26 protein-coding genes and 1 tRNA gene are annotated in these 25077 nt (G+C 62.6%); 10 read left to right on the top strand and 17 right to left on the bottom strand.

What is annotated here, in order from left to right:
- Positions 1 to 28 precede the first annotated feature (28 nt).
- Together VH564_RS07655 and ftsE are read right to left on the bottom strand one after the other, a co-directional pair.
- Positions 29 to 1048, bottom strand: coding sequence for a cell division protein FtsX (locus tag VH564_RS07655; protein ID WP_423339208.1), 1020 nt, complete (start codon positions 1046 to 1048; stop codon positions 29 to 31).
- Positions 1041 to 1700, bottom strand: coding sequence for a cell division ATP-binding protein FtsE (ftsE, locus tag VH564_RS07660; protein WP_423339209.1), 660 nt, complete (start codon positions 1698 to 1700; stop codon positions 1041 to 1043). The genes VH564_RS07655 and ftsE overlap by 8 nt, the downstream gene beginning before the upstream one ends.
- Before the next feature lie 178 nt (positions 1701 to 1878).
- Here ftsE and VH564_RS07665 point away from each other — a divergent pair, with 178 nt between their 5' ends.
- From VH564_RS07665 to VH564_RS07675, 3 genes are all read left to right on the top strand, one after another.
- Entirely contained in the window at positions 1879 to 2610 is a 732-nt protein-coding gene (locus tag VH564_RS07665; protein WP_423339210.1) for a hypothetical protein, read from the top strand.
- A gap of 66 nt (positions 2611 to 2676) precedes the next feature.
- Positions 2677 to 3219, top strand: a complete 543-nt coding sequence (hpt, locus tag VH564_RS07670; RefSeq protein ID WP_423339211.1) for a hypoxanthine phosphoribosyltransferase — start codon at positions 2677 to 2679, stop codon at positions 3217 to 3219.
- Positions 3220 to 3350: 131 nt separating this feature from the next.
- A complete protein-coding gene (locus VH564_RS07675) occupies positions 3351 to 3710 on the top strand; it encodes a response regulator (RefSeq protein ID WP_423339212.1) in 360 nt (119 codons plus the stop codon).
- 599 nt (positions 3711 to 4309) lie between these two features.
- Here the strand turns inward: VH564_RS07675 and VH564_RS07680 are convergent.
- From VH564_RS07680 to argH, 4 genes are all read right to left on the bottom strand, one after another.
- Complete coding sequence (locus VH564_RS07680; RefSeq protein WP_423339213.1) at positions 4310 to 6994, bottom strand: TIGR02302 family protein; 2685 nt, start codon at positions 6992 to 6994, stop codon at positions 4310 to 4312.
- 256 nt (positions 6995 to 7250) lie between these two features.
- Positions 7251 to 8519, bottom strand: coding sequence for a diaminopimelate decarboxylase (gene lysA, locus VH564_RS07685; protein ID WP_423339214.1), 1269 nt, complete (start codon positions 8517 to 8519; stop codon positions 7251 to 7253).
- A 15-nt stretch (positions 8520 to 8534) separates the two neighbouring features.
- Positions 8535 to 8729, bottom strand: coding sequence for an LPS translocon maturation chaperone LptM (gene lptM / locus VH564_RS07690; RefSeq protein WP_423339215.1), 195 nt, complete (start codon positions 8727 to 8729; stop codon positions 8535 to 8537).
- A gap of 102 nt (positions 8730 to 8831) precedes the next feature.
- Complete coding sequence (argH, locus tag VH564_RS07695) at positions 8832 to 10235, bottom strand: argininosuccinate lyase (RefSeq protein ID WP_423339216.1); 1404 nt, start codon at positions 10233 to 10235, stop codon at positions 8832 to 8834.
- Between the two features lie 23 nt (positions 10236 to 10258).
- On the opposite strand from argH, the gene tlpA reads away from it, so the two are divergent.
- Both tlpA and VH564_RS07705 read left to right on the top strand, forming a co-directional pair.
- Entirely contained in the window at positions 10259 to 10924 is a 666-nt protein-coding gene (gene tlpA / locus VH564_RS07700) for a thiol:disulfide interchange protein TlpA (RefSeq protein WP_423339217.1), read from the top strand.
- A 149-nt stretch (positions 10925 to 11073) separates the two neighbouring features.
- A complete protein-coding gene (locus VH564_RS07705; protein WP_423339218.1) occupies positions 11074 to 12438 on the top strand; it encodes a hypothetical protein in 1365 nt (454 codons plus the stop codon).
- Between the two features lie 87 nt (positions 12439 to 12525).
- On the opposite strand, the gene VH564_RS07710 is transcribed toward VH564_RS07705, so the two are convergent.
- The 6 genes from VH564_RS07710 to VH564_RS07735 all read right to left on the bottom strand — a co-directional run bounded on the left by VH564_RS07710 (position 12526) and on the right by VH564_RS07735 (position 17240).
- Complete coding sequence (locus VH564_RS07710) at positions 12526 to 13407, bottom strand: 3-hydroxybutyryl-CoA dehydrogenase (RefSeq protein WP_423339219.1); 882 nt, start codon at positions 13405 to 13407, stop codon at positions 12526 to 12528.
- A gap of 145 nt (positions 13408 to 13552) precedes the next feature.
- Positions 13553 to 14482 carry an electron transfer flavoprotein subunit alpha/FixB family protein gene (locus VH564_RS07715; RefSeq protein WP_423339220.1) on the bottom strand — a complete coding sequence of 310 codons (930 nt, stop codon included), beginning with the start codon at positions 14480 to 14482 and terminating at the stop codon, positions 13553 to 13555.
- 23 nt (positions 14483 to 14505) lie between these two features.
- On the bottom strand, positions 14506 to 15255 hold the full coding sequence (locus VH564_RS07720; RefSeq protein WP_423339221.1) for an electron transfer flavoprotein subunit beta/FixA family protein: 750 nt from the start codon (positions 15253 to 15255) through the stop codon (positions 14506 to 14508).
- 171 nt (positions 15256 to 15426) lie between these two features.
- Positions 15427 to 16005, bottom strand: a complete 579-nt coding sequence (locus VH564_RS07725; protein WP_423339222.1) for a cob(I)yrinic acid a,c-diamide adenosyltransferase — start codon at positions 16003 to 16005, stop codon at positions 15427 to 15429.
- 179 nt (positions 16006 to 16184) lie between these two features.
- On the bottom strand, positions 16185 to 16388 hold the full coding sequence (locus VH564_RS07730) for a twin transmembrane helix small protein (protein ID WP_423339223.1): 204 nt from the start codon (positions 16386 to 16388) through the stop codon (positions 16185 to 16187).
- Between the two features lie 18 nt (positions 16389 to 16406).
- Positions 16407 to 17240 (bottom strand): SDR family oxidoreductase, encoded by an 834-nt coding sequence (locus VH564_RS07735; protein ID WP_423339224.1) that lies wholly within the window; start codon positions 17238 to 17240, stop codon positions 16407 to 16409.
- Positions 17241 to 17338: 98 nt separating this feature from the next.
- On the opposite strand from VH564_RS07735, the gene VH564_RS07740 reads away from it, so the two are divergent.
- Complete coding sequence (locus VH564_RS07740) at positions 17339 to 18250, top strand: YihY/virulence factor BrkB family protein (RefSeq protein WP_423339225.1); 912 nt, start codon at positions 17339 to 17341, stop codon at positions 18248 to 18250.
- Here the strand turns inward: VH564_RS07740 and gluQRS are convergent.
- Entirely contained in the window at positions 18215 to 19096 is an 882-nt protein-coding gene (gene gluQRS, locus VH564_RS07745; protein ID WP_423339226.1) for a tRNA glutamyl-Q(34) synthetase GluQRS, read from the bottom strand. The two genes, VH564_RS07740 and gluQRS, sit on opposite strands and share 36 nt — an antisense overlap.
- A 73-nt stretch (positions 19097 to 19169) precedes the next feature.
- Here gluQRS and VH564_RS07750 point away from each other — a divergent pair, with 73 nt between their 5' ends.
- Both VH564_RS07750 and VH564_RS07755 read left to right on the top strand, forming a co-directional pair.
- On the top strand, positions 19170 to 19814 hold the full coding sequence (locus VH564_RS07750; RefSeq protein WP_423339227.1) for a DNA-3-methyladenine glycosylase family protein: 645 nt from the start codon (positions 19170 to 19172) through the stop codon (positions 19812 to 19814).
- A gap of 110 nt (positions 19815 to 19924) precedes the next feature.
- Entirely contained in the window at positions 19925 to 20482 is a 558-nt protein-coding gene (locus tag VH564_RS07755; protein ID WP_423339228.1) for an HNH endonuclease, read from the top strand.
- Between the two features lie 24 nt (positions 20483 to 20506).
- Here VH564_RS07755 and VH564_RS07760 read toward each other — a convergent pair whose 3' ends face one another.
- Together VH564_RS07760 and VH564_RS07765 are read right to left on the bottom strand one after the other, a co-directional pair.
- The gene (locus tag VH564_RS07760; protein WP_423339229.1) at positions 20507 to 21022 is read right to left on the bottom strand and encodes a disulfide bond formation protein B; all 516 of its coding nucleotides are present in this window, start codon (positions 21020 to 21022) and stop codon (positions 20507 to 20509) included.
- A gap of 19 nt (positions 21023 to 21041) precedes the next feature.
- Positions 21042 to 21632 (bottom strand): YqaA family protein, encoded by a 591-nt coding sequence (locus VH564_RS07765; RefSeq protein ID WP_423339230.1) that lies wholly within the window; start codon positions 21630 to 21632, stop codon positions 21042 to 21044.
- A gap of 246 nt (positions 21633 to 21878) precedes the next feature.
- Here VH564_RS07765 and VH564_RS07770 point away from each other — a divergent pair, with 246 nt between their 5' ends.
- Positions 21879 to 22181: a hypothetical protein gene (locus tag VH564_RS07770; protein WP_423339231.1), complete on the top strand. Its 303-nt coding sequence runs from the start codon at positions 21879 to 21881 to the stop codon at positions 22179 to 22181.
- 39 nt (positions 22182 to 22220) lie between these two features.
- Here VH564_RS07770 and VH564_RS07775 read toward each other — a convergent pair whose 3' ends face one another.
- Positions 22221 to 22472 (bottom strand): PilZ domain-containing protein, encoded by a 252-nt coding sequence (locus tag VH564_RS07775; protein WP_423339232.1) that lies wholly within the window; start codon positions 22470 to 22472, stop codon positions 22221 to 22223.
- 608 nt (positions 22473 to 23080) lie between these two features.
- On the opposite strand from VH564_RS07775, the gene VH564_RS07780 reads away from it, so the two are divergent.
- Complete coding sequence (locus VH564_RS07780) at positions 23081 to 24373, top strand: hypothetical protein (protein WP_423339233.1); 1293 nt, start codon at positions 23081 to 23083, stop codon at positions 24371 to 24373.
- A gap of 614 nt (positions 24374 to 24987) precedes the next feature.
- Here the strand turns inward: VH564_RS07780 and VH564_RS07785 are convergent.
- Positions 24988 to 25072, bottom strand: a tRNA-Leu gene (locus tag VH564_RS07785).
- Positions 25073 to 25077: the final 5 nt, after the last annotated feature.

Raw genomic sequence — 25077 nt, forward strand, 5'->3', positions numbered from 1 at the left:
TGATGGCAGAAAGTCCGGGCTCTTTTGCTTAGGCTGCATTGTCGCTCCTGCCCGGGTCCGATCTGATCTGGTCGATTTCATAGATGGTGCGCATGACGGTAAATCGAGCGGTGACTGTGGTCAGCAGGGCAATGATCAGCATGGTTGCGAAAATGCCGAGATAACCGAGCGCACCGACCGAGAAGGTGCCGAACAACGCAGTTGCCTGATCCGTCTGCGGCGTGGCGATCGTATTTCTCTGCAGAAGGCCGGCCGCAGCAAAGAACAGCGCTGCCAGCGCGCTGCCGACAGCCGAGCCCTTGAAGCTGATCATCAGGAAATGTTTCTGGAACTCCTTGGCGACGAAGGACCCCTCGGCGCCGACGAAATGCAGGACCTCGACGATATGGCGATTGCCCGACAGCGCGCCGCGGGTGGCGAAAACCACTGTCAGAACCATGGCCGTGAACACCAGAAGCAGGATGCCGGTGCCGATCATCACCGTGGTGTGGGCCATTGACACCAGCCGGTCGACCCAGGTGCGGTGATCGTCGAGCGATGCCTGCGGGATGGAGTCCTTGAGCAGCGCGCGCATCGCGTCGAAATCCGGCGGATGGCTCTCGTCGATGGTGATGATGACAAGCCGCGGCACCGGCAGTTCCTTGAGGTCGAGGCCCGAGCCGAGCCAGGGCTCGAGCAGCCGCGCCGTTGCCGCCTCGTTAACGATCTGTCCGGTCTTGGTGCCGACGAAGGTCATGGCGATGTCGCGGGCCTTGACCAGCGTCTTCTCCATGTCGAGGTCGTCGTCCGGCTTGATCTGGATGGTGATCTCGCGGGCGATCTGGCTTTCCCAGCTGGCCGCGGTCGAGCGCACCATGCTGACGGCGCCGAGCGTCAGGCAGGCGAGAAAGGCCATGATGGCGATCACCACCATCAGCGCATTGCCCTGGATGTTGGAGGACGGCACGATCGGGCCGGTCGGGCGGACGCGCATCACCGGCCGGCGTGGCTCAGCCGGCACCGGCGTGTCGGGCTGCTTCTGTCTCCTGGGGGCTACCGGCTCAATCATAGATGTCGAGATGCCCCTCGGAGAGGATCATGCGGCGGGCTTCGACCTGGTCCATCAGCGTCAGGTCATGGGTGGCGATGACGACGGCGGTGCCGAGACGGTTGAGCTCGAGAAAGAGATTGAGAAGACGGCGGGCCATGGGCGGATCGACGTTGCCGGTTGGTTCGTCGGCCAGCAGGATTTCCGGCCGGTCGATCAGCGCACGGGCGATGGCGGCGCGCTGCTTCTCGCCGCCCGACAGCACCGGCGGCAGCACGTTGATGCGCTCGCCAAGGCCGACCCATTTCAGGAGTTCGAGCACGTCGTTGCGATAGGAGCTCTCGTCCTTACCGCGCACGCGCAGCGGCAGAGCGACGTTCTCGTAGGTGGTGAGATGGTCGAGCAGGCGGAAATCCTGGAAAACGATACCGACCCGGCGGCGCAGTAGCGGCAACTCGCCGCGCGGGATGGCCGAGATGTCGCGGCCGAACATGCGGATCAGGCCGCGGGTCGGCTGCAGCGACATGAATAGCAGGCGCAGCAGCGTCGTCTTGCCGGCGCCCGAGGGGCCGGTCAGGAACTGAAAGGACTTTTTCGGTATGTCGAAGGTCATGTCCCGGAGGATTTCCGGGCCCATGCCATAGCGCAGACCGACGTTTTCAAAATGAATCAACGGGTACCCAGTCTTCCGCGGTTTCGATGGCTGACTTGTTAACCAACTGCGTTAACAGACCGTAAACTTTTGCGGCCCCAGGCGGCTCCGGCGACCATCTTTGCGAAGCATTAACCATTAAAATTTACTTCTAGGCGGGATACGTTTCAATGGCCCGTCTTGTCGGGACGTCGAAACGATGTGGATCACCACTGAGGACGTCACCATGGGCGCATTTCGCAATCGCCGACAGCAGACGGGACTGGCTTATGATCTGATCCCGCCGGAGGCGCAACCGCCAAGGCGATCACTTCGCCGTTTCGAACGCGCCGAAGACGTCGTCGATGCGGAGTTCGTCACCGTCCTGCCGACGCGAAACAATGGCTATGCGGCGCGTAACGGCAACGACAACCAGCGCGGCAAGCTTCCGCGGCCGTCCGTCGCCGCCGTGGTCTCTACTGCCCTGGTCTCGGCCCTGGTGTTCCTGCTGCGGGCCGGCGAAGGCTGGCTGCAGCGCGCCTCCGGTCGCAGCTTCGCGGCGTTGATCGCGTCGCTCTTCGTGCTGGTGTTCGGGCTCGTTGGCGGCTTTGCCGGCCTCTCGGCGCCACCGCCGGTGCGCACGCCGCCGATTGCCGCAGCACCACTGCAGTTCATCAATGTCTCGCTGACGCCGCGCGATGCCAATGGCATGCATATCCTGGTCCTTAACGGCATCATCGATAATGTCTCGGCCGAAGGGCGATCCGTCCCGCAGATCCGTGCCGACCTCTTCACCGACGAGCAGCTCGTCACCAGCGTCATCATCTCGCCGCCGATCGACCGCATCGGCGGCGGCGAAAGCCGTGGTTTCTCGGCCCGATTGCCGCATGCAGGGGAAAAAACGCCCGAGGTCCGGCTTTCCTTCGTTCAGGCGGGTGCCGACGCGCGGTGATTGTGCTAACGCCTTGGGATCTATCCGGCGGGCAGTCCGCCGATGATGCCAGGGAGCCTGCCGACCATGCCAGTCGTTCGCGGAAAGAACATCGAGCCGCTTTTCACCGCCGCGCAGATTGCCGCGCGCAATCTCGAACTGGCTGCCGAGATCGCCAAGGGGCCGACGAAGGACCTGCTGGTCATCGCCATCCTCAAGGGCTCCTTCATCTTCGCCGCCGACCTCTTGCGGGCGCTGCACGATACCGGGCTTGCACCCGAGGTCGAATTCGTCACCCTGTCGAGCTATGGCACCGGTACGGTGTCGCAGGGGGTGCGGATCGTCAAGGACATTGACAGCGACGTCCGGGATCGCGACGTGCTTCTGATCGACGACATTCTCGAATCCGGCCGGACGCTGCAGTTTGCCAAGAAAATGCTCTACGAGCGCGGCGCGCGCAATGTCACCGTTGCCGTGCTGCTCGACAAGAGCGTCAAGCGCCAGGAGGAACTCGAGGCCGAGTATGTCGGGTTTGAATGCCCGGATTATTTCGTCGTCGGCTACGGCATGGACGTCGCCTATGCCTTCCGCGAACTGCCCTTCGTCGGCGTGGTCACCGGCGACGCCTGACCCCTTTCGGGACGCTTTAGCAGACTCCTTGTTAACCATGCGGCCGTTTCGCGTGTCGGTCGTTTACCGATCGCAAAGGAAAGTCTGGTGATTTCGCAACCGGGACATGACCGTCCGACGGAGCGATGCACATGGCAAAGATACTGATCACCGAAGACGAGGATTCCCTGCGCCGGTTCGTGGCGCGGGCGCTTCGCATGGACGGTCACGAAACGGAAGAAGCGGCCGATGGCGCCGAAGGCCTGGAAAAGCTGCAGGCCGGCGGCTTTGATCTGCTGCTGTCGGATATCCGCATGCCCGTCATGGACGGCATCGAGCTTGCCCACCAGGCCTCATCCCATTGGCCCGACATGAAGATCCTGCTGATGACCGGCTATGCCGAACAGCGCGAGCGGGCCGACGACCTGATGACGAAGATCGTCGACGTCGTCTCCAAACCCTTCGCCCTGCCGGACATTCGCAAGGCCGTGGCGCTGGCGCTCGCGGCGTAATTTCCCACTTATACTGTGAGCGCGAAGCGATGGGCTTATTACATTAGCCAGGGGGCCGTTCGCGTCGCGTGAGAGATCTCGCCTGGCTTCCTCCGTAGACGATTTCTGTGATAAGCCCGAATGGGAGGTTGAGGTGCTACGGCCCAGGCTATCCCGCTCCAGCTTCCTTCCGGTCGCATGTTGCTCCGTGCAGGGGAGTGAGCAATAGTCCCTCCGTCCGGCATCGCGAATGGGCTGGGCATGAGAAACGAAGTGTTCGGTCCATTTCGGACGGCTCCACCCTCTCCCCCTCATCCCTGTGCTTGTCACAGGGATCCAGCTGCGGCGCGTCTGCGCCGCGAGGAAACCGTCTTTTGCAAAGAAGAGGTCTTTCGCGCCCAGGACTGGGCGCACTGGATTCCTGTGACAAGCACAGGAATGAGGGAGGGTGGGGAGCGGGCACGGGAGTATCAGCATGCGATTTGCGGCTAACTTGAGCGCGGCGACTGATGGACTGATGGAGCACTACTGAGAGGTCGTGACATCGAGGGAAATCCGGCATTGGCTGCCGGATCTCAAACCCTCAAACCCTTAGTCCCTCAGACCTCAATCCAGAATGCCTACTGTATATCCAGCAACCGCTCGAGATAGCGCCGTTCTTCTTCCTGGGTCGGATTGTTGCCGAGACGCTGGCGGATGGCGTCGAGGATTTCGCGGGCGCGTTGGGCGTCGATCTGGTCCGGGATTTTCGTGTTACCGTCGTCGAGCGGGCCCTTGCCGTCTCCCCTTGCGCGGCCGAGCGGATCGCGGTCGCCCTGGCCGCCCTGTCCCTGCTGCTGTCCCTGGCCCTGGCCTTGCCCCTGTTGTGCCTGCATCATCTGGTTGAGCATGTCGCGGGCGCCCTGGCGCAGGGCCTCGAGCGCACGGCCCTGGCCCTGGGTAGCGCGTTCTCCGTCGCCCTTGCCGAGCGCCCCGCCGGCGCCCTGCATCTCGCGCTGTGCCTGGCCGAAGCCCGGGCCGGGCTTGACGCCCATCTCGCCGAGGCCCTTCTGCAGCTCGCCGAGCTGCTTTTCCAGCGCGTCCTGCTGTTCTTTCAAGGCTTTCAACGCGTCGCGCAGCTGGTCGGCGGTCATATCGTCTTCCTGCGATTGGCCCGGTTGTTGACCCTGTTGCTGGCCTGGCTGCTGACCTTGGCCCTGTTGCGGATTTTGCGGTTGCTGCGGCTGTTGGCCCTGCGGTCCGGGCATCGGCTGGGCGAAGGGGTCGTTGTCCTCGCTCGGATCGCCGCTCTGCATCTTGTTGCGCATCGCCTGGTCGAGCTTGAAGGTCTTGTCCAGCAGCTTCTGCTGCTCGCGCAGGATCTGGCCGAGCTTGTCCATCTGCTGGCGACCCTTGCTGTCGTCCTTGCCCTGCTGCTGTCCCGGCTGCGGCCGGCCGGCCTGCATGTTGTTCATCATCCGCTGCAGCTCCGACAGCATCTGCTGGGCCGCCTCGCGGTTGCCTGAGCGGGCAAGATTTTCGATCTGGTCCATCATCCGCTCCAGATCCTGCTGGCGCAGGACCCGCGCATTCTTCTGGTTGGGCTGGTTCGGCGCGTTCTGCATGCGCTGTGCCAGCTCCTTCATGTAACCGTCCATCGCCTTGCGCAGCTCGTCGGTGAGCTTCTTGATTTCCGAATCGGGCGCATTGCGCTGCAGCGCTTTCGACAGCTTCTGCTGGGCATCGCGCAGCTTCTTTTCGGCATCGGAGAGCTGGCCGTCCTCCATGCCGGTGGCGATCTGCCAGAGATAATCGGCGGTATCCTTGAGCGCGACGTCGTCGGCAGCGAGCCTCATCCGGGCGAGCGCCGACTGCAGCAGCAGGTAGTGGGTGAGGTTGGGGATGGTCTCGTCGGCGCGGAGGGTCAACGCCTCGTTGAGTTCGATGGCGCGGGGCATCTTGCGGGTGTCGAGGGCGAAAACCTGGCGCTCCTCGGCCACCGCGCCGGCCAGCGGTTCGTTGAAGGTGCGCGCGGGCATGATCATCTCGTGCGGCGGGCTGCGGCCGGTCTGGCCGGCGCCGTCTCGGGCGACCAGGGTGATGCGGACGCGCTTGCCGGCCAGCGGGTCCTGCGTCAGGTCATGGCTGCCCAGCCCCTTGGCATCCCGGCGGTTTCGGCGCGGCACCTCGAACTTGAAGTCCGGCAGAGCATAGAGCGGCCGCGCCTGCGGGTCGGCATCGACCGGAACGATCTCGGCATGGGCTTCGTCGATGCCATAGTCGTCCTTGGCCTTGAAGCCGATTTCCAGGGCGCCGTTGACGGTCGATCGGGGCAGGCCGTCAAAGGCGATTTCCGGCGGCTTGTCGGTCAGAACGTTGAACGTCCATTGCCGGCCGTTGACGGAGAGCGTGCCGCCCTTGTCGAGCTTCATCACGTGGGTGCGCGCCGCCGCCGGAGCAGCATCGTCCACGGGCGTCGCTGCCGAGGTCGGGGCGCCTGTCTTGTTGGTCGCTGCCTCCTCCTGCAGGGCAACCTCGGTGCCGCTTGTGCTGCCGCTCGCCTGGAACAGCACGGTCTCGCTGCCGGCACCGCCGGTGACCCGCACCGTCAGCTCGGAGAATTGCGGCACGGAGACCGCGGCGTTGGCGGTCGCGGTGTTGCCGGTGAGGTAGGTCGGCGGCTGGCCGGTATAGGTCGGCGGCGTCACCCAGGCATCGATGCGCAGGTCGGGATTGCTGCGGACAGGGAGCGGATTGGTGAAGGCATCCGTCAGCGTGCCGGCGCTGTTCGACATGGAGTATCCGAAGGCGACGGCCAGCAGCAGCGCCGGCAGGGCGCGCAACGCATAGGGGTCATGGCGGGCGATGTCGGGGCGCGGCAGCCCGGCATCGAGCGCGGCGATGCGCTCGGCCATGCGTGCCTGGTGCTCACGCCAGAGCGCCCGGGAAAAGGGCGTCTCGAAGGCCGGGTCGTCCTCTTGCACTGCCACCGGCTGGTGCGACAGCCCATTGCGCGTCTCCAGCAGTCGGTCGGCATCGACCACCGTCGGCCATCGCAGACGGCGGAAGGGAATGAAGGATGCCACGAAGGCAAGGATGAAAATCGCGATCAGCGCCAGCCGCGGCACGGTCGGCAGGATGCGGAACAGGCCGAACCAGGAGGCTGAAACGTAGAGCGCCATGACGCAGGCGAGCGGCAGCAGCATGGGCAGCAGCTGCTCGGCGACGAGGACCAGTCTTGCCAGGAAACGCTTGGTCGCGACCTGGCGCGCGAGCGCGGGCCGGGAGGCGAGCGCGCCTTTCCTGTCTTTGCTGGCATTGGTCATCGGCTCGTCGTTCCCCGGTCTGGTGTTGCCGGCCTTTGCGGACCCGGGCAAGCCTCGGGATCTGCAGGGCCGATCGCGCGCTGCCCGCAGGCGCTCCACATCGTCCGCGCCAATTCCCGAGCACGGCGGCCGATGGCGCGGCGCGGCGGATCAGGCAGCACGGGTGAAAGGATAGCATTCTTTGTGGCGAAGACGAGGGCAACAGGCGACAAAGCCGGTTTTTCCATGCGTCTTTGCTGAAACGCGACCTGCCGGATCAGGCAAGCCAGGCTGGCACGGAATCGAGGTTGATCAGATCCTGGTAGGTCTGGCGCGGCCGGACGACGTGGAAAGCGTCGCCCTTGACCAGGACCTCGGGCACCAGCAGGCGGCTGTTGTAGGTGCCGGCCTGGACTGCGCCATAGGCGCCGCCGGACGAAACGGCGAGCAGGTCGCCTGCTTTCGGCATGCTCATCTCGCGATCGAGGGCCAGGTAGTCGCCGGTCTCGCAGACGGGGCCGACGACATCGGCCTTGATGCGCGGCGCGTTGGCGGCGGTGACGATGGCCGGGCGGATCTCGTGATGGGCCTCGTAGAGCGTCGGGCGGATGAGATCGTTCATGGCCGCATCGACGACGACGAAGCTCTTTTCGCCGCCATCCTTCACATAGATGACCTCGGTGACGAGGATGCCGGCATTGCCGACCAGCAGGCGGCCGGGCTCGGTGACGATCCGGCAGTCGAGCGAGCTGAGCTCATTCTTGACGATCTCGGCATAGGCGTCCGGCGAGGGCGGCGGGTTGTTGTCGTCGTGGTAGGGAATGCCGAGGCCGCCCCCGACGTCGACGTGGTGGATGGCATGGCCATCGCCGCGCAGCGTCTCGACCAGTTCGCGCAGCAGCTTGAAGGCGGCCTGGAAGGGCTGCAGCTCGGTGATCTGGCTGCCGATATGCATGTCGATGCCTGTGACCTCGATGCCGGGCAGCGAGGCTGCGCGGGCATAGACGGCGCGGGCGCGCTCATACGATATGCCGAACTTGTTTTCCTTCTTGCCAGTCGAGATCTTCGCATGGGTGCGGGCATCGACATCGGGATTGATGCGGAAGGAGACGGGGGCCTTTTTGCCGGCGCGGACGGCCCTCTGGTTGAGGACTTCCAGTTCCGGCTCGGATTCGACGTTGAAGCAATAGATGCCGGCTTCGAGCGCCGCATCCATTTCATGGGCGGTCTTGCCGACGCCGGAAAACATGATGCGCTCGGCCGGTATGCCGGCGGCCAGCGCCCGCGTCAGTTCGCCCAGCGAGACGACATCGACGCCGGCGCCGAGGCGTCCCAGCGTCTTCAGCACGGCCTGGTTGGAATTGGCCTTCATCGCGTAGCAGACCATGGCGTCGACACCCTGGAACGCTTCGGAGAACACCCGGTAGTGGCGCTCGAGCGTTGCCGTCGAATAGCAGTAGAATGGCGTTCCGACCGTCTTGGCGATCTCGGAAACAGGGACATCCTCGGCGTAAAGAACGCCGTCGCGGTATTGAAAGTGGTTCACGGCGGCGCCTGTTGCTTAAAGAAGCGGATCGAGGAGGAAGGGCTTGTCGGCCGTGCCCGGCTGCTTGGTCGGCTTCGACGTGTCGCCGCCCTTGGTGGCGTTGACGCTCGGCGGATCGAGGTCGCCCTTGCGGCCGCAGGCAACGGTGGCGAGACCTACGAGCGAGAGCACGACGGTCATGCGGATGATGTGCGGCACGTTGATTGGCATCGATTTCCTCTTGAAGCACAGCGTCGGGCGGGCAGACCTTCATAGCGAAGTTTCAGTGCCTTGTGCACCCTGATTGTTGCGTTGCGGCTTTGGCGCGGCCGCTCAGTTGCGGGCGCGCCAGTAGGCGATCTGCTTGCGCACCTCGGAGGGTGCCGTTCCGCCAAAACTCTTGCGGCTGGCGACGGAGGCTTCGACGGTTAGAACGTCGAAAATCTCCGCCGTGATCGCCGGGTTCAGCGCCTTGAGGTCCTCGAGCGAAAGCTCCGCCAATTCGCAGCCCTTGCTCTCGGCCAGCGCCACGGCGTGGCCGGTGACGTGGTGGGCGTCGCGGAACGGCAGGCCGGCCTCGCGCACCAGCCAGTCGGCAAGGTCGGTGGCCGTCGAATAACCGGAGCCGGCGGCGGCCTTCATGCGGGCGACGTTGATCGTCATGTCGCGGACCATGCCGGTCATCGCGGCTATGGCGAGCTCGATGCTCTCAGCGGCGTCGAAGACCTGTTCCTTGTCTTCCTGCATATCCTTGGAATAGGCGAGCGGCAGGCCCTTCATGATCGTCAACAGGGCCACAAGCGAGCCGTTGATGCGGCCGGTCTTGGCGCGCACCAGTTCGGCGGCATCCGGGTTTTTCTTCTGCGGCATGATCGAGGAGCCGGTCGAAAAGGCGTCGGAGAGGCGCACGAAGCCGAATTGCGGCGTCGACCAGATGACGATCTCTTCGGCAAGTCGCGACAGGTGCATGCCTGATATCGCGGCGATCGACAGGAATTCGAGCGCGAAGTCGCGGTCGGAGACGGTGTCGATCGAATTGCGGGTCGGCTCGCGGAAGCCGAGCGCCTTGGCGGTCATGTGGCGGTCGATCGGGAAGCCGGTGCCGGCAAGGGCCGCAGCGCCGATCGGCGATTCGTCCATATGCTCGATGGCGTGGCGGACGCGCGAGCGGTCGCGGCCGAACATCTCGACATAGGCCATGCAATGGTGGCCGAAGGTCACCGGCTGCGCTGTCTGGAGATGGGTGAAGCCGGGCATGACGGTATCGGCATGTTCTTCGGCGCGCTCCAGGAAGGCGGCAATCAGGCCGGTCAGCGCCTGTTCGCAGCGCTGCAGCTCCTCCTTGACCCAGAGGCGGAAATCGAGGGCGACCTGGTCGTTGCGCGAGCGGGCGGTGTGCAGACGGCCGGCGGAAGGGCCGATCAGCGTCGCCAGCCGCGCCTCGATGTTCATGTGGATGTCTTCGAGCTTGCGGGAAAACTCGAAATTGCCGCTTTCGATTTCTGACAGGATCGTGTTCAGGCCGTGAACGATCTTGTCTTTGTCCTCGGTCGAAATGATGCCTTGATGAGCCAGCATGGTGGCATGGGCGATCGAGCCGCGGATGTCCTGCGCAAAGAGTTTCTTGTCGAAACCGATCGACGCATTTATCTCCTCCATGATGGCTGCCGGGCCGGACGCGAAACGTCCGCCCCACATCTGGTTGGAGGCGTTGGTGTCCTTGGTGTCGTCAGCCATGAGATGCCTATCTGGAGAACGAAATGACAGCAAAAAAGCCGCTCGGTCTGCCGTCCTTGAAATTGGTCCTGATCGCAGCCGTCGCCGGGGTCGTCGCGGGTGCGGCTGCGGTATACGTGAAGGAGACGGGGTCTGGCAATGGCATGGCTGAAACTGCAGCCACGGGCGACTGCCAACCGGCCCAGGCGCAAGGGGCGGCGCTGACGCCGTTTGCCAAGGGACAGGTGGCGGCCATGGCGGCGGCCCGCGCGCCGCTGTCGCTTGAGACCGTTGCCTTCAAGGGTGCCGAGGGGCAGCCGCTGACCGTCCAAAACTTCGCCGGCAAGACCGTGCTTCTCAATCTCTGGGCCACTTGGTGCATTCCCTGCCGGGAGGAGATGCCGGCGCTGAACGCCTTGCAGAAAAGCTTGGGCAACGACAAGTTCGAGGTCGTCGCCGTCAACATCGACACAGGCGACGACGAGAAGCCGAAGGCGTTCCGTAGCGAAAATGGCATCGACACGCTCGGCTACTACCGCGACAGCAGCATGGGTGTGTTCAATGCGCTGAAGAAGCAGGGCCTTGCCTTCGGCCTGCCGGTCACGCTGCTCATCGACGGCAAGGGCTGCCTGATCTCGGCGATGAACGGCCCCGCGGCTTGGGACAGTGACGATGCCAAGGGCCTGATCAAGGCTGCCACTGCCCTGTAAGATTGCGGTGGCGGGCCGCCATCCAATTTATGCCCGGCTGCATCGGCCAGATCGGCGGCTGCAGCCGGGCGCATCGGGTCATCCTCGAACAAGGCCCGGTGTCTAGAATGCCGGGATTGTCCGTCTGCTGCTATTGGAACGCGATTTCGATGACCCAGTCCCCTTCCGCCACTTTGCACGATCTTTCCGCCGAGCCCATGATGAACCTGTCGCCCGAGGAGGAGGCGAGCGCCTGGTCGAAACGCGGCAACCTGCTGCAGAAGGCGGGCGAGTTCAACCTGGCGATCTCCGCCTATGACAGGGGCCTCGCCCGCTTCCCCAATCACATCAATTGTCTCTGCAACAAGGCGCAGGCGCTTGAGCAGGTGGGGCGCAGGCTCGAGGCGCTGGCTTCGGCGCAAATGGCGCTGCGTCTGGCGCCGGAACACCAGGAGGCTCTGCTGCTCTGCGGAACCTACGAGTTGCGTCTCGGCAATGCGGTCGCCGCCCACGCCTGTTTCCTTGCCGTGGCCGAGAAGGGCGTGGTGCGCAACTACCCGACGGCGCAAAGGCCGGCCCGGTTCCGCATTCTGATGCTGTTCTCGCCGGAGGCCGGCAACACGCCCTATGAGGACCTCATCAACGGCGGTTCATTCGACAGCGAAGTGATCATGGTGCTCAAGGGCTACCGCAATGACCCCGAGGTCCGTGACCCGCGCGTTGACGTCGTCGTCAATCTCGTCTCGGAGACGGATTTCGGCCTCGACGTCATCGCCTCCGCCATCGATCTTGCCGATTCGCTGGAAAGGCCTGTCGTCAACCATCCCCGCCTGATCCTCGGCACGGATCGTGAATCGATCTCGCGGCGGCTCGCCCATGTGCCGGATACCGTCATGCCGGCCACAATGCGCATCGAGGCCACCGACCTGTACCGGCGTGTTCGCGATGATGCGGCTCCGGCCTTGCCCGTCATCGTCCGTCATGCGACGACCCATGGCGGCGAGATGATGGAACTCGTCCACACGCCGGAGGCGCTACTCGACTTTGCCGAGGATGCCGGCGAACGCATGCTCTATCTGACGGACTATGTCGATTACAGTTCCGCCGACGGGCTTTTCCGGAAATACCGGTTCCTGTTCGTCGGGGACGACATTCTCCCCTATCACCTGGCGATCGGCGACGGCTGGAAGGTCCACCACGCCTCGACGCGGATGGGCGAGGTGGAATGGATGCGGCTGGAGGAACAGGCCTTTCTCGCCGACCCGGGCGGCGTCTTCGGCGCGGTCGGCATGGCGGCGCTCGATACCATCCGCCGCCAGGTCGGTCTCGACTATTGCGGTATCGACTGCGGGTTGGATGCGCAGGGCAGGGTGGTGATCTTCGAGGTCAATGCCTCGATGCTGATTCACAGCGACAATCCGGGGTTCGAATACAAGACGCCCTATGTGCTTGCCATCAAGGCGGCTTTCGAGCGTCTGCTGGAGCGTCGCGCCAATGAGTTCAGGGCGTCTGTCGGGCGTCCGGCCACGGTCTGACGCAGAGGTCGCGATAGAGATTAGCTGGCTACATAATTCGTCCGAACGGGTGCGGTCGGGTCGGCCTGTCCTGTCCGGCGGCGCCGGTCAGCGCGTCGGCACCGGGACTTCGCCGCGATAGTCGTAAAAACCGCGGCCGGATTTGCGGCCGAGCCAGCCGGCCTCGACATATTTGACCAGCAGCGGGCAGGGGCGGTATTTCGAATCCGCCAGGCCGTCGTGCAGCACCTGCATGATCGACAGACAGGTATCGAGGCCGATGAAATCGGCCAGCTGCAGCGGTCCCATCGGGTGGTTGGCGCCGAGCTTCATGGCCGTGTCGATGGCATCGACGGTGCCGACGCCTTCATAGAGCGTGTAGATCGCCTCGTTGATCATCGGCAGCAGGATGCGGTTGACGATAAAGGCCGGGAAGTCCTCGGCGACCGTGAAGGTCTTTTCCAGCGACGTGACGTAGGCTTGCGCCACCTTAAAGGTGACTTCCTCGGTGGCGATGCCGCGCACCAGCTCGACGAGCTTCATCACCGGCACAGGGTTCATGAAGTGGATGCCCATGAAGCGTTCCGGCCGGTCGGTGGAGGCCGCAAGGCGGGTGATCGACAGTGACGAGGTGTTGGTGGCGAGAATGGCCTCGGGCTTCAGCACGGCACAGATCTGGGTGTAGATCTTGCGCTTGACGCTTTCGTCCTCGGTGGCAGCCTCGATGACGAGGTCCATCGGCGCCATGTCGTTGACATCAGAGGAGCCCGTGATGAGGGCCAGGGCGGTCTTGCGCTCGTCGTCGGTCATCTTGCCCGACGATACCTGGCGGGCGAGATTGCCGTTGATGGTGGCAAGCGCGCTTTCGATGCGCTCCTGCGACAGGTCGTAGATATGGACCTTGTAGCCGGCGACTGCCGAGACCTGAGCGATACCGCAACCCATCTGACCGGCGCCGACAATACCGATCGCATTTAAAACCGTGCCCATCGCCCACTCCCTGGACGCCGCATCCGGAGATGCCGACCGTCCTTTTACAAATATTGCCGGACCATCCCTAGCCCGGCAATATTGATAGACTGATAATAGACAAGTTTCCAGTCGCGCGACGGCGCGCAAACCGGAAGTTGTTGCATCAAAGCGCTTTTTCGAGCTCGGGCAGCAGCTCGAAGAGATCGCCGACCAGGCCGTAATCGGCGACCTGGAAGATCGGTGCCTCGTCGTCCTTGTTGATGGCGACGATGATCTTCGAGTCCTTCATCCCGGCCAGGTGCTGAATGGCGCCCGAGATGCCGACGGCGATGTAGAGCTGCGGTGCGACGACCTTGCCGGTCTGGCCGACCTGCCAGTCGTTCGGCGCATAGCCGGCGTCGACGGCAGCGCGCGAGGCGCCGACGGCAGCGCCGAGCTTGTCGGCGAGCGGCAGGATGACTTCCTTGAATTTTTCCGCCGAGCCGAGCGCACGGCCGCCGGAGACGATGATCTTGGCCGAGGTCAGCTCCGGCCGGTCAGACGAGGACAGCGCGTCGCCGACGAAGGTGGAGAGGCCGGAGTTGGCGACCGGCGCAATGGCTTCGACCGGGGCGGAGCCACCCTCTTCCGCCGAGGCGAAGGAGGCGGTGCGCACGGTGATCACCTTCTTGGCGTCGGTCGACTGGACTGTCTGGATGGCGTTGCCAGCATAGATCGGCCGCTTGAAGGTGTCCGACGACACGACCTCGATGATTTCCGAGATCTGCGCGACATCGAGCAGGGCCGACACGCGCGGCAGCACGCTCTTGCCGACCGAGGTGGCGGCGGAGATGATCGTGTCGTAGCTGCCTGCCAGCGAAACGATGAGGTCGGCCAGCGGCTCTGCGAGATTGTTGGCGAGATCGTCGCTTTCGGCGAGCAGCACCTTGGTGACGCCGGTAAGTTTTGCCGCAGCATCGGCCGCAGCCTGTGCGCCCTTGCCCGAGACCAGGACATGGACCTCGCCGCCGATCTTGGCGGCTGCGGTCAGGGTCTTGGCGGTCTGGTCGGAAAGGCTTGTGTTGTCGTGGTCAGCCAGAAGAAGAATGGCCATGGTGATTGTCTCCCTTTCCTGCCTTAAAGCACGCCGGCTTCGTTTTTCAGCTTGTCGACCAGTTCGGCAACCGAGCCGACCTTGACGCCGGCCTTGCGGCCGCCGGGCTCTTCGGTCTTCAGCACCTTCAGGCGCGCCGCCGTCGAGACGCCGAAATCGGCCGGTCTCTTCTTGTCGAGCGGCTTCTTCTTCGCCTTCATGATGTTGGGCAGCGAGGCGTAGCGCGGCTCGTTGAGGCGCAGGTCCGAGGTAACCACGGCCGGCAGCTTGATGTCGATGGTCTGCAGGCCGCCATCGACTTCGCGGGTGACGGTCGCCTTGCCGTCGCCGAGTTCGATCTTGGACGCAAAGGTCGCCTGGGCAATGCCCATCAGGGCTGCCAGCATCTGGCCGGTCTGGTTGCTGTCGTCATCGATAGCCTGCTTGCCGACGATGATGAGGCCGGGCTGCTCGGCTTCCGCCACGCCCTTGAGGATCTTGGCGACGTTCAGCGGCTCGACGGCGTCGTCCGTCTCGACCAGGATGGCGCGATCGGCGCCCATGGCGAGCGCCGTGCGCAGCGTTTCCTCGGCCTTGGCCGGGCCGATGGAGACGACCACCACTTCCGTCGCCTTGCCGGCTTCGCGCAGGCGAAGGGCTTCCTCGACCGAGATTTCGTCGAAGGGATTCATCGACATCTTGACGTTGGCAAGCTCGACGCCTGTGCCATCCGGCTTGACGCGGATCTTGACGTTGTAATCAACAACCCGCTTCACGGTCACGAGAATTTTCATGCAGTCCTTCCTTCAACTGGTCGCCCGAAAATGCGCTGTTTAGCGCCAATCCATTTGTCGAATGGCGACATCGATACGCGTTTTTTATCCAATTACAACGCTTGGCCGTCGCAAAAGGTCGATTTTGCGGGCGCGCGAATTCATCGCGGAAAGCCTGTGGCCGGGGCGTGGTCAGCGGTTCTTGCCGGGAACCCACAACACGTCGCCCCGACCGAGGTCGTTGGCATGGCGCGCGGCGACGAACAGGAAGTCGGAAAGCCGGTTGACGTAGTTCAGCGCTGCCGTGCTGACCCGCTCGCCTTCCGTCCGCGACAGTTCCACCATCAGCCGCTCGGCGCGGCGGGCGATCGTGCGGGCAAGGTGCAGGTGGGAGGCCGCAGCGCTGCCGCCGGGCAGCACGAAGGAGGTCAGCGGCTGCAGCTCGGCGTTGAGATAATCGATGTCGCGTTCCAGGCGGTCCACCTGCGTGTCGATGATGCGCAGGGGCTCCCATGCCGGCGGCTCGTCCGTCTCGGGCGTCGACAGGTCGGCGCCGAGGTCGAAGAGGTCGTTCTGGATCGCCATCAGCATCATGTCGAGGACGGGCATGGTGTGGCTGTGCAGCCGGGCGATGCCGATCGCCGAATTGGTCTCGTCGATGGTGCCGTAGGACTCGACGCGCAGGTCGTATTTCAGTCGGCGGGGTCCGCAGACCAGCCCGGTCGTGCCGTCATCGCCGGTTCTGGTGTAGATCTTGTTCAGCTTGACCATGTTGTTCTCCGTTATCGGCGTGCGTGACTGCCATAGGCGCCGAGCGACCGTACGCCTGCGCAGCAAAGGTCTCGTTCGTGCCCACGAACCTGGCGCACTGGACCCCTCTGACAAGCACAGATACGCATGAATTCAGGAAGAGCGCATGACTTCCGATATTTATTTTCTTCTTAGTTAAATCAGGCCGGTCTTCCGCCGCCGGTCAGCCACAGGGTCAGCATGATCAGGATGAGTGCTACCGCCTGCAGCAGGATGCGCATCTGCATCAGCCGGTTGGACAGGCTCGGGTTGTCGCCGCGCGTCATGTTGTAGAGGCCGCGCACCAGCACGATGGCGACGAGGCCCATGAAGATGATCGCGAGCACATAGGTTACCGTGGACATCGAACTGAACCTCCTCTTTCAATCGAATCGACGCATCAGGCGGTAGAAGAGATCGGCCGGCAACAGCCGCTTCAACCACGCTCCCTGCCGGGCAGGGGCCGTCACCAGATAATGCGGGCGAGGCCTCCCAGCCTCCAGCGCATGCTTTAGCACAGAATAAACGGCCTCGGGACCGAGTTTGTCGCGATTGATGGGGCCTGTGCCATTCAGTCGCGCCAACTGTCGGCGGTATTCGGCTGAATGAGCCGAGCCGGCGATATCGATGTTGGCCTCGAACTGGGCAAGCGCCGTCGCGGTGAAGCGCGAGGCGATCGGGCCGGGCTCGATCAGGCTGACATGGATGCCGGAGCCCTGCAGCTCCATCCTGAGGCTGATGCTCAGCCCTTCGAGGGCGAATTTCGAGGCGGTGTAGGCGCCGCGATAGCGATAGGGGATGAGGCCGAGGATCGACGAGCACTGGACGATGCGACCTTGCCCGTGCCGGCGCATCAGGGGAATGACCTGGCGCGTCAGCTCGTGCCAGCCGAAGAAATTGGCCTCGAACTGGCGGCGCAACACGTCGGTCGACAGGTCTTCGACGGCGCCCGGCTGGCCATAGGCGCCGTTGTTGAACAGCGCGTCGATGCGGCCGCCGGTGCGGGCACTTACGGTTTCCACCAGCGCCGCGATCGACCGTTCATCGGTATAGTCCATGATCAGCGCTTCGATGCCGTCGGCCTGCAGCGGCGCAAGGTCGCGCTCCTGCCTGACGGTGGCAAAGACCCGCCAGCCATCGGCCTTCAGGGCTCGGGCGCAATGGGCGCCGATCCCTGTGGAACAGCCGGTAATGACGATGACGCGGTGATCCGCCATGCAATGATTCCTGTACAAAGCAGTCCTCGTTTCCCATATTCGCGGCAACGGCACAATCAACTCACCTACGGTTGCCGACCGGGCAGCGCGGAGACGGAATGCGGACGATACTGGGTACGCTCTACAAGGTGGTCTACGACGCGATCTTTCACTTCGTCGAGGATGACGGCTTCGCAATGGCAAGCCATGTGGCCCTGTCGACCCTGCTTGCGGTCTTTCCCTTCCTGATTTTCGGCACCGCGCTCGCAAGCTTTCTCGGCGCCAGCCAGTTTTCCGGCACGGCCATCCATCTGATCTTCGACACCTGGCCGGAAACCATCGCCAAGCCGCTGGCCGACCAGTTGCTGCAGGTGCTGACCATCCCGCGCGGTGGGCTGTTGACGGTTTCCGTGCTGGCAGCCGCCTATTTCGCCTCGAACGGCGTCGAGGCGCTGCGGATCTCGCTCAACCGCGCCTACCGCGTGCCGGAAACGCGGCCGTGGTATTTCACGCGTCTTGCCAGCCTCGGCTATGTGCTGATCGCCGTGTTGATCTTTGCGGCGATCAGCATCCTGTTGTTGGCCGTGCCCGTGGTGCTCGACTATATCCGCGCCAAGCTGCCGTGGCTCGCCAATACGCTCGACATCGTCGCCAGCTGGCGGATCTACGGTACGTTGTTTGCGCTGACCGCCGGGCTGCTGATCGTGCATCTCTGGCTGCCGGCCGGGCGGCGCAAGGTGCTTGATGTGGTGCCGGGCGTGCTTTTGACGCTGCTGGCCTGGCTCGCCGGGGCGCTGATCTTTGCCTATTACCTGCAGACCTTTGCCAACTACACCGCCACCTATGCGGGCCTGGCATCAGTGATGATCGTGCTGGTGTTTCTCTACATGGTCGGGGTGATCTTCATCATCGGCGCCGAAATCAACGCGGCGCTGATGAAGTTCCGCGTCCGCAAGATGATCGCGAGCAACTATTACGGCCTCGACAGCAAGGCATCAAAGTCCGACCCTTCGGCGGATGTCGGCCGCTGACAGGCCGCTTGCCCTGAGGGTTGCAAGGCCGACGTCGCCGGCGCTCTTCGACAGTTTCCGCCCGTCCGGGCCTGTTATCAGCCGGTGGTGATGGTAGAGCGGTTGCGGCAGGCCGAGCAGAGCTTGCAGCAGGCGGTGCACCGAGGTCGCTTGAAAGAGGTCGAGACCACGCACCACGTGGGTGACCCCCTGCAGCGCATCGTCGATGACGACAGACAGATGATAGCTCGACGGCGCATCCGAGCGCGATAGCACGACATCGCCCCAGGCGCCCGGATCGGCGGCAATGTCGCCGCGCTCGCCATCGCCGCTTTCAGTCCAGGAGAGCGGCTCACCGAGGCTGGCGAGCGCCTTGCCCATGTCCAGCCGCCAGGCATGCCTTTGCCCGACGTCGATCCGCTGCCGACGCTCCAGGTCGCTGCGTTCGCGATCGTCGGCCGGGTAATGCGGCGCGCCATCGGGATCGCGCGGCCAGACGGCTCCCGAACGCTCCGCCTCCTCGACCCGCTGGCGCACCTCGCCACGGGTCATGAAGGCGGGATAGACCAGGCCGCGCTCGATCAGCGCGGCGAGTGCCAATTGGTACTCGCGGAAATGGGCCGACTGCCGGCGCACGGGCTGTTCCCAGGCAAGGCCCAGCCAGGCGAGGTCAGCGATGACGGCGGCCTCCAGCTCGGGGGTGCAGCGCGCCAGATCGATGTCCTCGATGCGCAGCAGGAAGCGACCACTCGCCAAGTTTGCCATGTCGTGGTTGAGCAGCGCCGACAGCGCATGGCCGAGATGCAGCGGCCCGTTCGGGCTCGGGGCAAAGCGGAAGGTCGGCTTTTGACGGGGCGGGGCGATCATGCTTTCTTCTGCCACGATTTGCAGGCCTCGGCCAACAGGCCAGAAATTCGGCGACCACACAGGAGGAACGGCCATGCGTATCATCCGCGACGCCAACGACATCGCGGAAGGGTTGGCGGCCTTGCTCGAGATTGACCCACGTCTGCGCCCGATTGCCGCACAGTCAGGTCCTCTGCCGCTGCGGCTGGCCGAGCCCGGATTCGCCGGCCTCTCCCATGTCATCGTCTCGCAGGCTGTGTCGCGGGCAAGCGCCAATGCCATCTGGAGCCGCATGTGCAGCCCGGACGGGCCGCTTAGCGCCGAGGCTTATGCCGCGCTTGAACCGGACGCCTGGCGCGGCTTTGGTCTGTCGCGCGGCAAGGCCGAAACCCTGCGCGGTATGGCGCTTGCGGTCGTGGCGGGGGAGGTGGACCTGCTCGGTCTCGGCACCAAAAGCCCCGAGGAGGGTTTTTCCAGGCTGACGGACTTCAAGGGAATCGGCCCCTGGACGGCAGAGGTCTACCTGATGTTCTGCTGCGGCCATGCCGACCTGTTTCCTTCAGGCGATGTTGCGCTGCAGGCGGCAGTGGGCATGGCATTCGACATGGATGCGCGGCCCTCGGCCAAGCAGGTGGGGACGATGGCTGCGGCCTGGGCACCATGGCGATCAGTGGCCGCAAGGCTTTTCTGGGCCTTTTACGCTGTCCGCACCGCACGCGACGCGCTGCCCGTCGGATGATCGACCGGGTGCGGCGAAAATGCTGCTTTGCACTGAATTTATTGGACTTCACATTCCTGTAACAACAGGCCTAATATGGTGGTGCAGATGAATCGACCAGGAGGATTTCCTTGACGATTGCAGTGTCACCCCAGTCCTTGCCGGCGCTCGTGCTGAACGCCGACTACAGGCCGCTGAGTTATTATCCCTTGTCGCTGTGGTCCTGGCAGGACGCGATCAAGGCGGTTTTCCTCGACCGTGTGAACATCATCGCGGAATACGACCACTCGGTCTCTTCGCCGAGCTTCTCCATGCGCCTGCCGAGTGTCGTCTGCCTGAAGACCTACGTCCAGCCGTCCCGCAACCCCGCCTTCACCCGCTTCAACGTCTTTCTACGCGACCGCTTCGAATGCCAGTATTGCGGTGCCCATGACGACCTGACCTTCGACCACGTGATCCCGCGCGCCCATGGCGGCGAGACGACGTGGCAGAATGTCGTGGCCGCCTGCTCGCCCTGCAACCTGCGCAAGGGCAGCAAGCTGCCGAAGCAGGCGCAGATGTTCCCGGCGCAGAAGCCCTACCAGCCGACGGTGCAGGACCTGCACAACAACGGCCGGCTGTTTCCGCCAAACTACCTGCACGAAAGCTGGCTCGACTATCTCTACTGGGATACCGAACTGCAGCCGTAACCGGGTGTGCCGGACCGGGCGGCCTCAGGCCGTCTTGCGCAGGCCGGCAACGGCGATGGCAGCTAGGATGGCGCTGGCAATGACATTCCAGCCGGCCATCGACAGGCCGAGAACGCGCAAGGCTGCGACCGAGCAGGACGGGCCATGCACCTTGTTGAGGCTGCCGAGCACGCCCCCGCTGGCGGGCGCTGTTGTCGAGAAGGCCGGGCCGGTGCAGGACGACGGCCCCTCCCAGAAATTCCATTCGACACCGGCGTGATAGACGCCCATGCCGCCGCCGACCACCATCATGATGCCGGCAATCGCCAGCAGCGTCCGGGTGAGCGCGACGGGCAGGCGCATGAGCGCGCTCAGGGCCGCGAGAATGGCGACGGGTATGCCGTAGTAATAGGGCAGGCGCTGCATCAGGCAGAGCTCGCAGGGCGTATAGCCGCCGATATACTGGAAGCCGAGGGCCGAGCCGACGGTGGCCGCCATGCCGAGCGCCAGCAGCGCTGCGTAGGGAAATGCGGGGCGGGCAGGGGTGAGCGTATCGGTCATGGCAGGGCTCCGCGGGTGGTCAGTGCGTCAGGTAGTGCAGGATGAGGTAAAGCAGGATCAGCACCGCAGCGACGGCGGCGGCGATCAGGCCGAGGCGCTTCTCGATGAAGTGACGGATCGGCTCGCCGTAGCGCTGCAGCAGCCAGGCGAGGAAGAAGAAGCGGGCGCCGCGGGCGATGATCGCCGAGATGATGAACAGGCCGAGATTGATGTTGGCCACACCCGACAGGATGGTGACCACCTTGATCGGCGGCAGGTGGGCAAGGCCCGACGTGACCAGCAGCAGCACGACAGCCTCGTAGGTGATGCCGTTGCGCAGCTTGTCGAAGGCGTCCAGCTTGCCGTAGAATTCGAGGATCGGCTTGGCCACAGTCTCGAAGGCATAGTAGCCGATCGCCCAGCCGGCGATGCCGCCGAGCACCGAGGCGACGGTGGCGATCAGCGCGTAGCGATAGGCGCGATTGGGCTTGGCCAGCGTCATCGGCAGCAGCATCACGTCGGCCGGCACCAGAAAGACCGAGCTTTCGACGAAGGCGATCACCGCAAGCCAGATTTCAGCGGAGGGGCGGCCGGCAAGCGACATGGTCCAATCGTACAATCTGCGCAGCATGCATTCCCTCACCCGGTTGCGGTGCAAGAGCTTTAGGGGGCTCGGTTCCGGCTGTAAATGCCAGCCAGGCAGGGTTTTCTCGGCACAGCCGAAAAAACTTCGTGATCTCGGTGGCATCGGGCGCTGTCGCAAACTTGTCACGCAGACCGAAATCGCGCGCCGTTACGGGCTGATGGCGATGGTCGGCAGTTGTAAATCCGGGACGGCCGCGCAGAGTGGAGACAGCCGAACCTGCGGAGTGTACCGATGAAGCTTCTGGTGATCGAGGGTGGCAAGAGCACCGGTATCGAGGGAGCGATCCTCTCGGTCGCCACGCCGTCGAGCGCTGCAGGCCCGCCTGCCGCTGCCGACGTTCATGCGGAGGCGCGCCGGCGCATCCGTCTCATAGGCTACGATGTCTGGTGCCGGCGTGCCCTTGCGACCGGTACCGCTGTGCCGGCTGCATTGCGCCACCTGAAACTGCAAATTTCCTTCTCAGCCGAAGTGCTGGCCCGGCTCGAGCCCATTCCGGATGATTTTCGCTCCGATGTCTACTGGCCGCCGGGATAGCCGCAGGTCGCACCGAGGAGCGGACTGCCGGCATCGCCGCTATGTCGCAGCGCCGGCGAAGCGAACGCCGAGTGAGTCGATCCGGCGCCATTTGACGGTCGCCTTGAAACTCCGTCCGTCGGAGATCAACAAAGTGAAATTTTGCGGAACGGAAACGGCATTCTCCACCTTCAGGCGGGCGCCTGCTTCCGATATGTCCCTCACAATGCAATCGAAGACGGAAAAACCCCCGTCCAGGACGATTTTTGCGCCCAGAAATGCACGTGCACGGACATGTTCTCGATCTTGCACAACGGAGCCCTCAAACGAAGTATTGGCTCTAGTTAGTCAGCCCAAAGGTTAAGGAAAAATCAACGTTTGGGCGTAAGCTTTTGTGCAAGCGCGAACGCGATTGCTCTCGGGCCGCGAGGGCGGCGGAAGCTATCGCATACTCGACTGCCAAGCTCAGTTTGAGGGACTTGAGTCGGGTTTGAACCGGCGACATCGGCATGGCCATCGTCGCGTGCCCGTGTTGTTGCCGCGTCCATGGTGATGGTCCAAACCCTTTTTCGTCAGCATCTGTTCCGACAGCATGCTGATGGATGATTCGATCTTCTGGCCGCGCTCCCGATAGGCCGACAGACCAAGCCGCCAACGATGGTGCGGAACGAACAGTGCTGCTGCAATGGCCTGCCACTGCCGTCTCTTCTGGTCGGCCATGCCAGTCTAGAAATTTCTGTATATTTCCATGCGTTGAGATCGCTCTGGACACTCAATCACTGTATATTTACACTTTGATTTTTATAAAAGTGCCCAACCCATTCTGTCCCTTCATCACCTTCAAGGTTGATTGTACAAGAGTCGTTGGGTACACGTAATGCTGCAGCACCCATTAAAAAATTTTGCTGCGGAGGCGTTCAATGAAAACTTCAGATATTTTTGGAATCCGACCAACCTTAAGTGATTATTCTTACGTAGACAGAAAAAATTTAGATACAGAATTGGCAAAACTGCTAGGGCGGCAACAAACTCATATCGCGGTCCGAGGCGCTTCTAAGTCGGGAAAATCTTGGTTACGGCAGAAGGTTCTGTCTAATCCGATTATCATTCAGTGTCGGCTATCCTATGATGTCGTTGATATTTACAAAGATGCATTGGCTGAGTTGGGGATATCGGTTGAGATTGAGCACAAAACCGGCAAGACCCTTACCGGGCATGTGACAGGTGTAGCGGAGGCCGGCATTCCTCTTTTGACAAAGGTTTCCGCCGAGCTGGAGTTAGAAGGCGAGACGAGAACTGAGATCACAAAAAAGATCTTGGGGCGTGATATCAACGACTTGAAGTTCGTATCAACGCTGATCAAAGCTTCGGGAAGAACGCTTGTTATCGAAGATTTTCACTATCTCAAGACTGAGGAACAAAAGAAGTTCTCTTACGATCTCAAAACTCTCTGGGATTACAATACTTTCGTGATGATCGTTGGCGTTTGGATCAGCGAAAATATGCTCATTACCCTCAACCCAGATCTGGCTGACCGGATTGAAGAGCTCTCAGTTACGTGGCAGCCTGAAGAACTAAAGCGAGTTTTAACGCAAGGGTGCGGTTATCTGAACCTCAGGCTTTCCGACAAAGTTGCCGATGAGCTATCCGAAATATCCTACGGTAGTGTGGGCCTCCTCCAGAAACTCACCCTGCGCATGATTGACGATGAACTCGGAATCGAGAAGGGCGAGGAAGCTGGAACTGAACTTTTGCTCGCTGATGACAAGTTCGTTCATGATGCAGCCATGCACGTCGCCGAGCAATTGAATATGCTTTACCAAGCCTTCGCAAAAAGGGTCTCGGACGGCATTCGCAACAGAAAAAACTCTACCGGCATTTATGCGCACGCAATGGCCGCCATAATGAGCGCTTCAGACAGCGACCTCGTTAACGGCTTGTCGGCGAAGGCTCTTCACGCCGTAGCGCATGCGAGGCAGCCACGAGTGCAATATGGAAATCTTAAGACGGTTCTAACGCGCTTTCCTGAACTGCAGATAGATGAGGGGGGCCGTGGGCTCGTTATCGCATACGACACACTGGACGAAAAAGTCAGCGTCGTTGACAAGCAGTTGCTGCTGTACAGAAAGTTTGCGACGATCAAGTGGCCCTGGGAAGAGATTATAGATGAGGTCGGGGTGAAGGAAGACGTGTACGGCGACGACGTTGACTGAGTTGCAACCCTAAAGTCGCGAGATCGACGTCGCGATATTCACGACCGCCAAAGAGGTGGGGCTGACGCCACCAATCCCGCTCGCGACGTCGCATATTTCCCAAGCCAATACGTGCACTACCACACCTGGTCGGAGGCAGAGTGAACGCCGGCCGTATCAAGTTCACGCAGTTGAAAGGCCGAAACCGTAAGCCGATCACGCTTAAGATCTCAATTCACCCGGAGCTGCAGAAGATTATCGATGTGAGCACATTTGGTGATCCAAGTTTTCTGGTGAGGGAATTCGGCTAGCCCTTTTCGTCGGCCGGTTTCGGCAACTATATCTGCACGCGCTGCACGGAAGCTAAGTTGCCTCATTGCAGCGCATGACCTGCGCAACCCAACGCCAAATTATGTCGGTTACCGGCCGCACCACATCAAAGGAAGTCACCAGATCCATGAAAGCCGCAAATCAGCGGCGTCTTGCAGACGGTGCCATGGGGCTTTTTAATAGCGAAAATCAGGAAGACCGAGTGATCAAAGGACCAACAAAAGTGTCCAGCCTTTTAAGGGCGTGCGTGTTTTCTGGATGTTTTGCGCTGAAATAACAGTCTTTTCAACGTCAAAAAACAGTGGTGGTGCCCCATGCCGGAGTCGAACCAGCACTTCTTGCGAAACTCGATTTTGAGTCGAGCGCGTCTACCAATTCCGCCAATGGGGCAACGG

Origin of the sequence: Rhizobium sp. HT1-10, assembly GCF_049472505.1 — a bacterium.
GTDB lineage: Bacteria > Pseudomonadota > Alphaproteobacteria > Rhizobiales > Rhizobiaceae > Rhizobium.

Excerpts from the sequence above, each read along its gene's own strand:
- VH564_RS07655 (WP_423339208.1), bottom strand. The coding sequence starts at position 1,048 with ATGATTGAGCCGGTAGCCCCCAGGAGACAGAAGCAGCCCGACACGCCG.
- VH564_RS07665 (WP_423339210.1), top strand. The coding sequence starts at position 1,879 with ATGTGGATCACCACTGAGGACGTCACCATGGGCGCATTTCGCAATCGC.
- hpt (WP_423339211.1), top strand. The coding sequence starts at position 2,677 with ATGCCAGTCGTTCGCGGAAAGAACATCGAGCCGCTTTTCACCGCCGCG.
- VH564_RS07675 (WP_423339212.1), top strand. The coding sequence starts at position 3,351 with ATGGCAAAGATACTGATCACCGAAGACGAGGATTCCCTGCGCCGGTTC.
- VH564_RS07680 (WP_423339213.1), bottom strand. The coding sequence starts at position 6,994 with ATGACCAATGCCAGCAAAGACAGGAAAGGCGCGCTCGCCTCCCGGCCC.
- lptM (WP_423339215.1), bottom strand. The coding sequence starts at position 8,729 with ATGCCAATCAACGTGCCGCACATCATCCGCATGACCGTCGTGCTCTCG.
- argH (WP_423339216.1), bottom strand. The coding sequence starts at position 10,235 with ATGGCTGACGACACCAAGGACACCAACGCCTCCAACCAGATGTGGGGC.
- tlpA (WP_423339217.1), top strand. The coding sequence starts at position 10,259 with ATGACAGCAAAAAAGCCGCTCGGTCTGCCGTCCTTGAAATTGGTCCTG.
- VH564_RS07705 (WP_423339218.1), top strand. The coding sequence starts at position 11,074 with ATGACCCAGTCCCCTTCCGCCACTTTGCACGATCTTTCCGCCGAGCCC.
- VH564_RS07710 (WP_423339219.1), bottom strand. The coding sequence starts at position 13,407 with ATGGGCACGGTTTTAAATGCGATCGGTATTGTCGGCGCCGGTCAGATG.
- VH564_RS07715 (WP_423339220.1), bottom strand. The coding sequence starts at position 14,482 with ATGGCCATTCTTCTTCTGGCTGACCACGACAACACAAGCCTTTCCGAC.
- VH564_RS07720 (WP_423339221.1), bottom strand. The coding sequence starts at position 15,255 with ATGAAAATTCTCGTGACCGTGAAGCGGGTTGTTGATTACAACGTCAAG.
- VH564_RS07725 (WP_423339222.1), bottom strand. The coding sequence starts at position 16,005 with ATGGTCAAGCTGAACAAGATCTACACCAGAACCGGCGATGACGGCACG.
- VH564_RS07730 (WP_423339223.1), bottom strand. The coding sequence starts at position 16,388 with ATGTCCACGGTAACCTATGTGCTCGCGATCATCTTCATGGGCCTCGTC.
- VH564_RS07735 (WP_423339224.1), bottom strand. The coding sequence starts at position 17,240 with ATGGCGGATCACCGCGTCATCGTCATTACCGGCTGTTCCACAGGGATC.
- VH564_RS07740 (WP_423339225.1), top strand. The coding sequence starts at position 17,339 with ATGCGGACGATACTGGGTACGCTCTACAAGGTGGTCTACGACGCGATC.
- gluQRS (WP_423339226.1), bottom strand. The coding sequence starts at position 19,096 with ATGATCGCCCCGCCCCGTCAAAAGCCGACCTTCCGCTTTGCCCCGAGC.
- VH564_RS07750 (WP_423339227.1), top strand. The coding sequence starts at position 19,170 with ATGCGTATCATCCGCGACGCCAACGACATCGCGGAAGGGTTGGCGGCC.
- VH564_RS07760 (WP_423339229.1), bottom strand. The coding sequence starts at position 21,022 with ATGACCGATACGCTCACCCCTGCCCGCCCCGCATTTCCCTACGCAGCG.
- VH564_RS07765 (WP_423339230.1), bottom strand. The coding sequence starts at position 21,632 with ATGCTGCGCAGATTGTACGATTGGACCATGTCGCTTGCCGGCCGCCCC.
- VH564_RS07770 (WP_423339231.1), top strand. The coding sequence starts at position 21,879 with ATGAAGCTTCTGGTGATCGAGGGTGGCAAGAGCACCGGTATCGAGGGA.
- VH564_RS07780 (WP_423339233.1), top strand. The coding sequence starts at position 23,081 with ATGAAAACTTCAGATATTTTTGGAATCCGACCAACCTTAAGTGATTAT.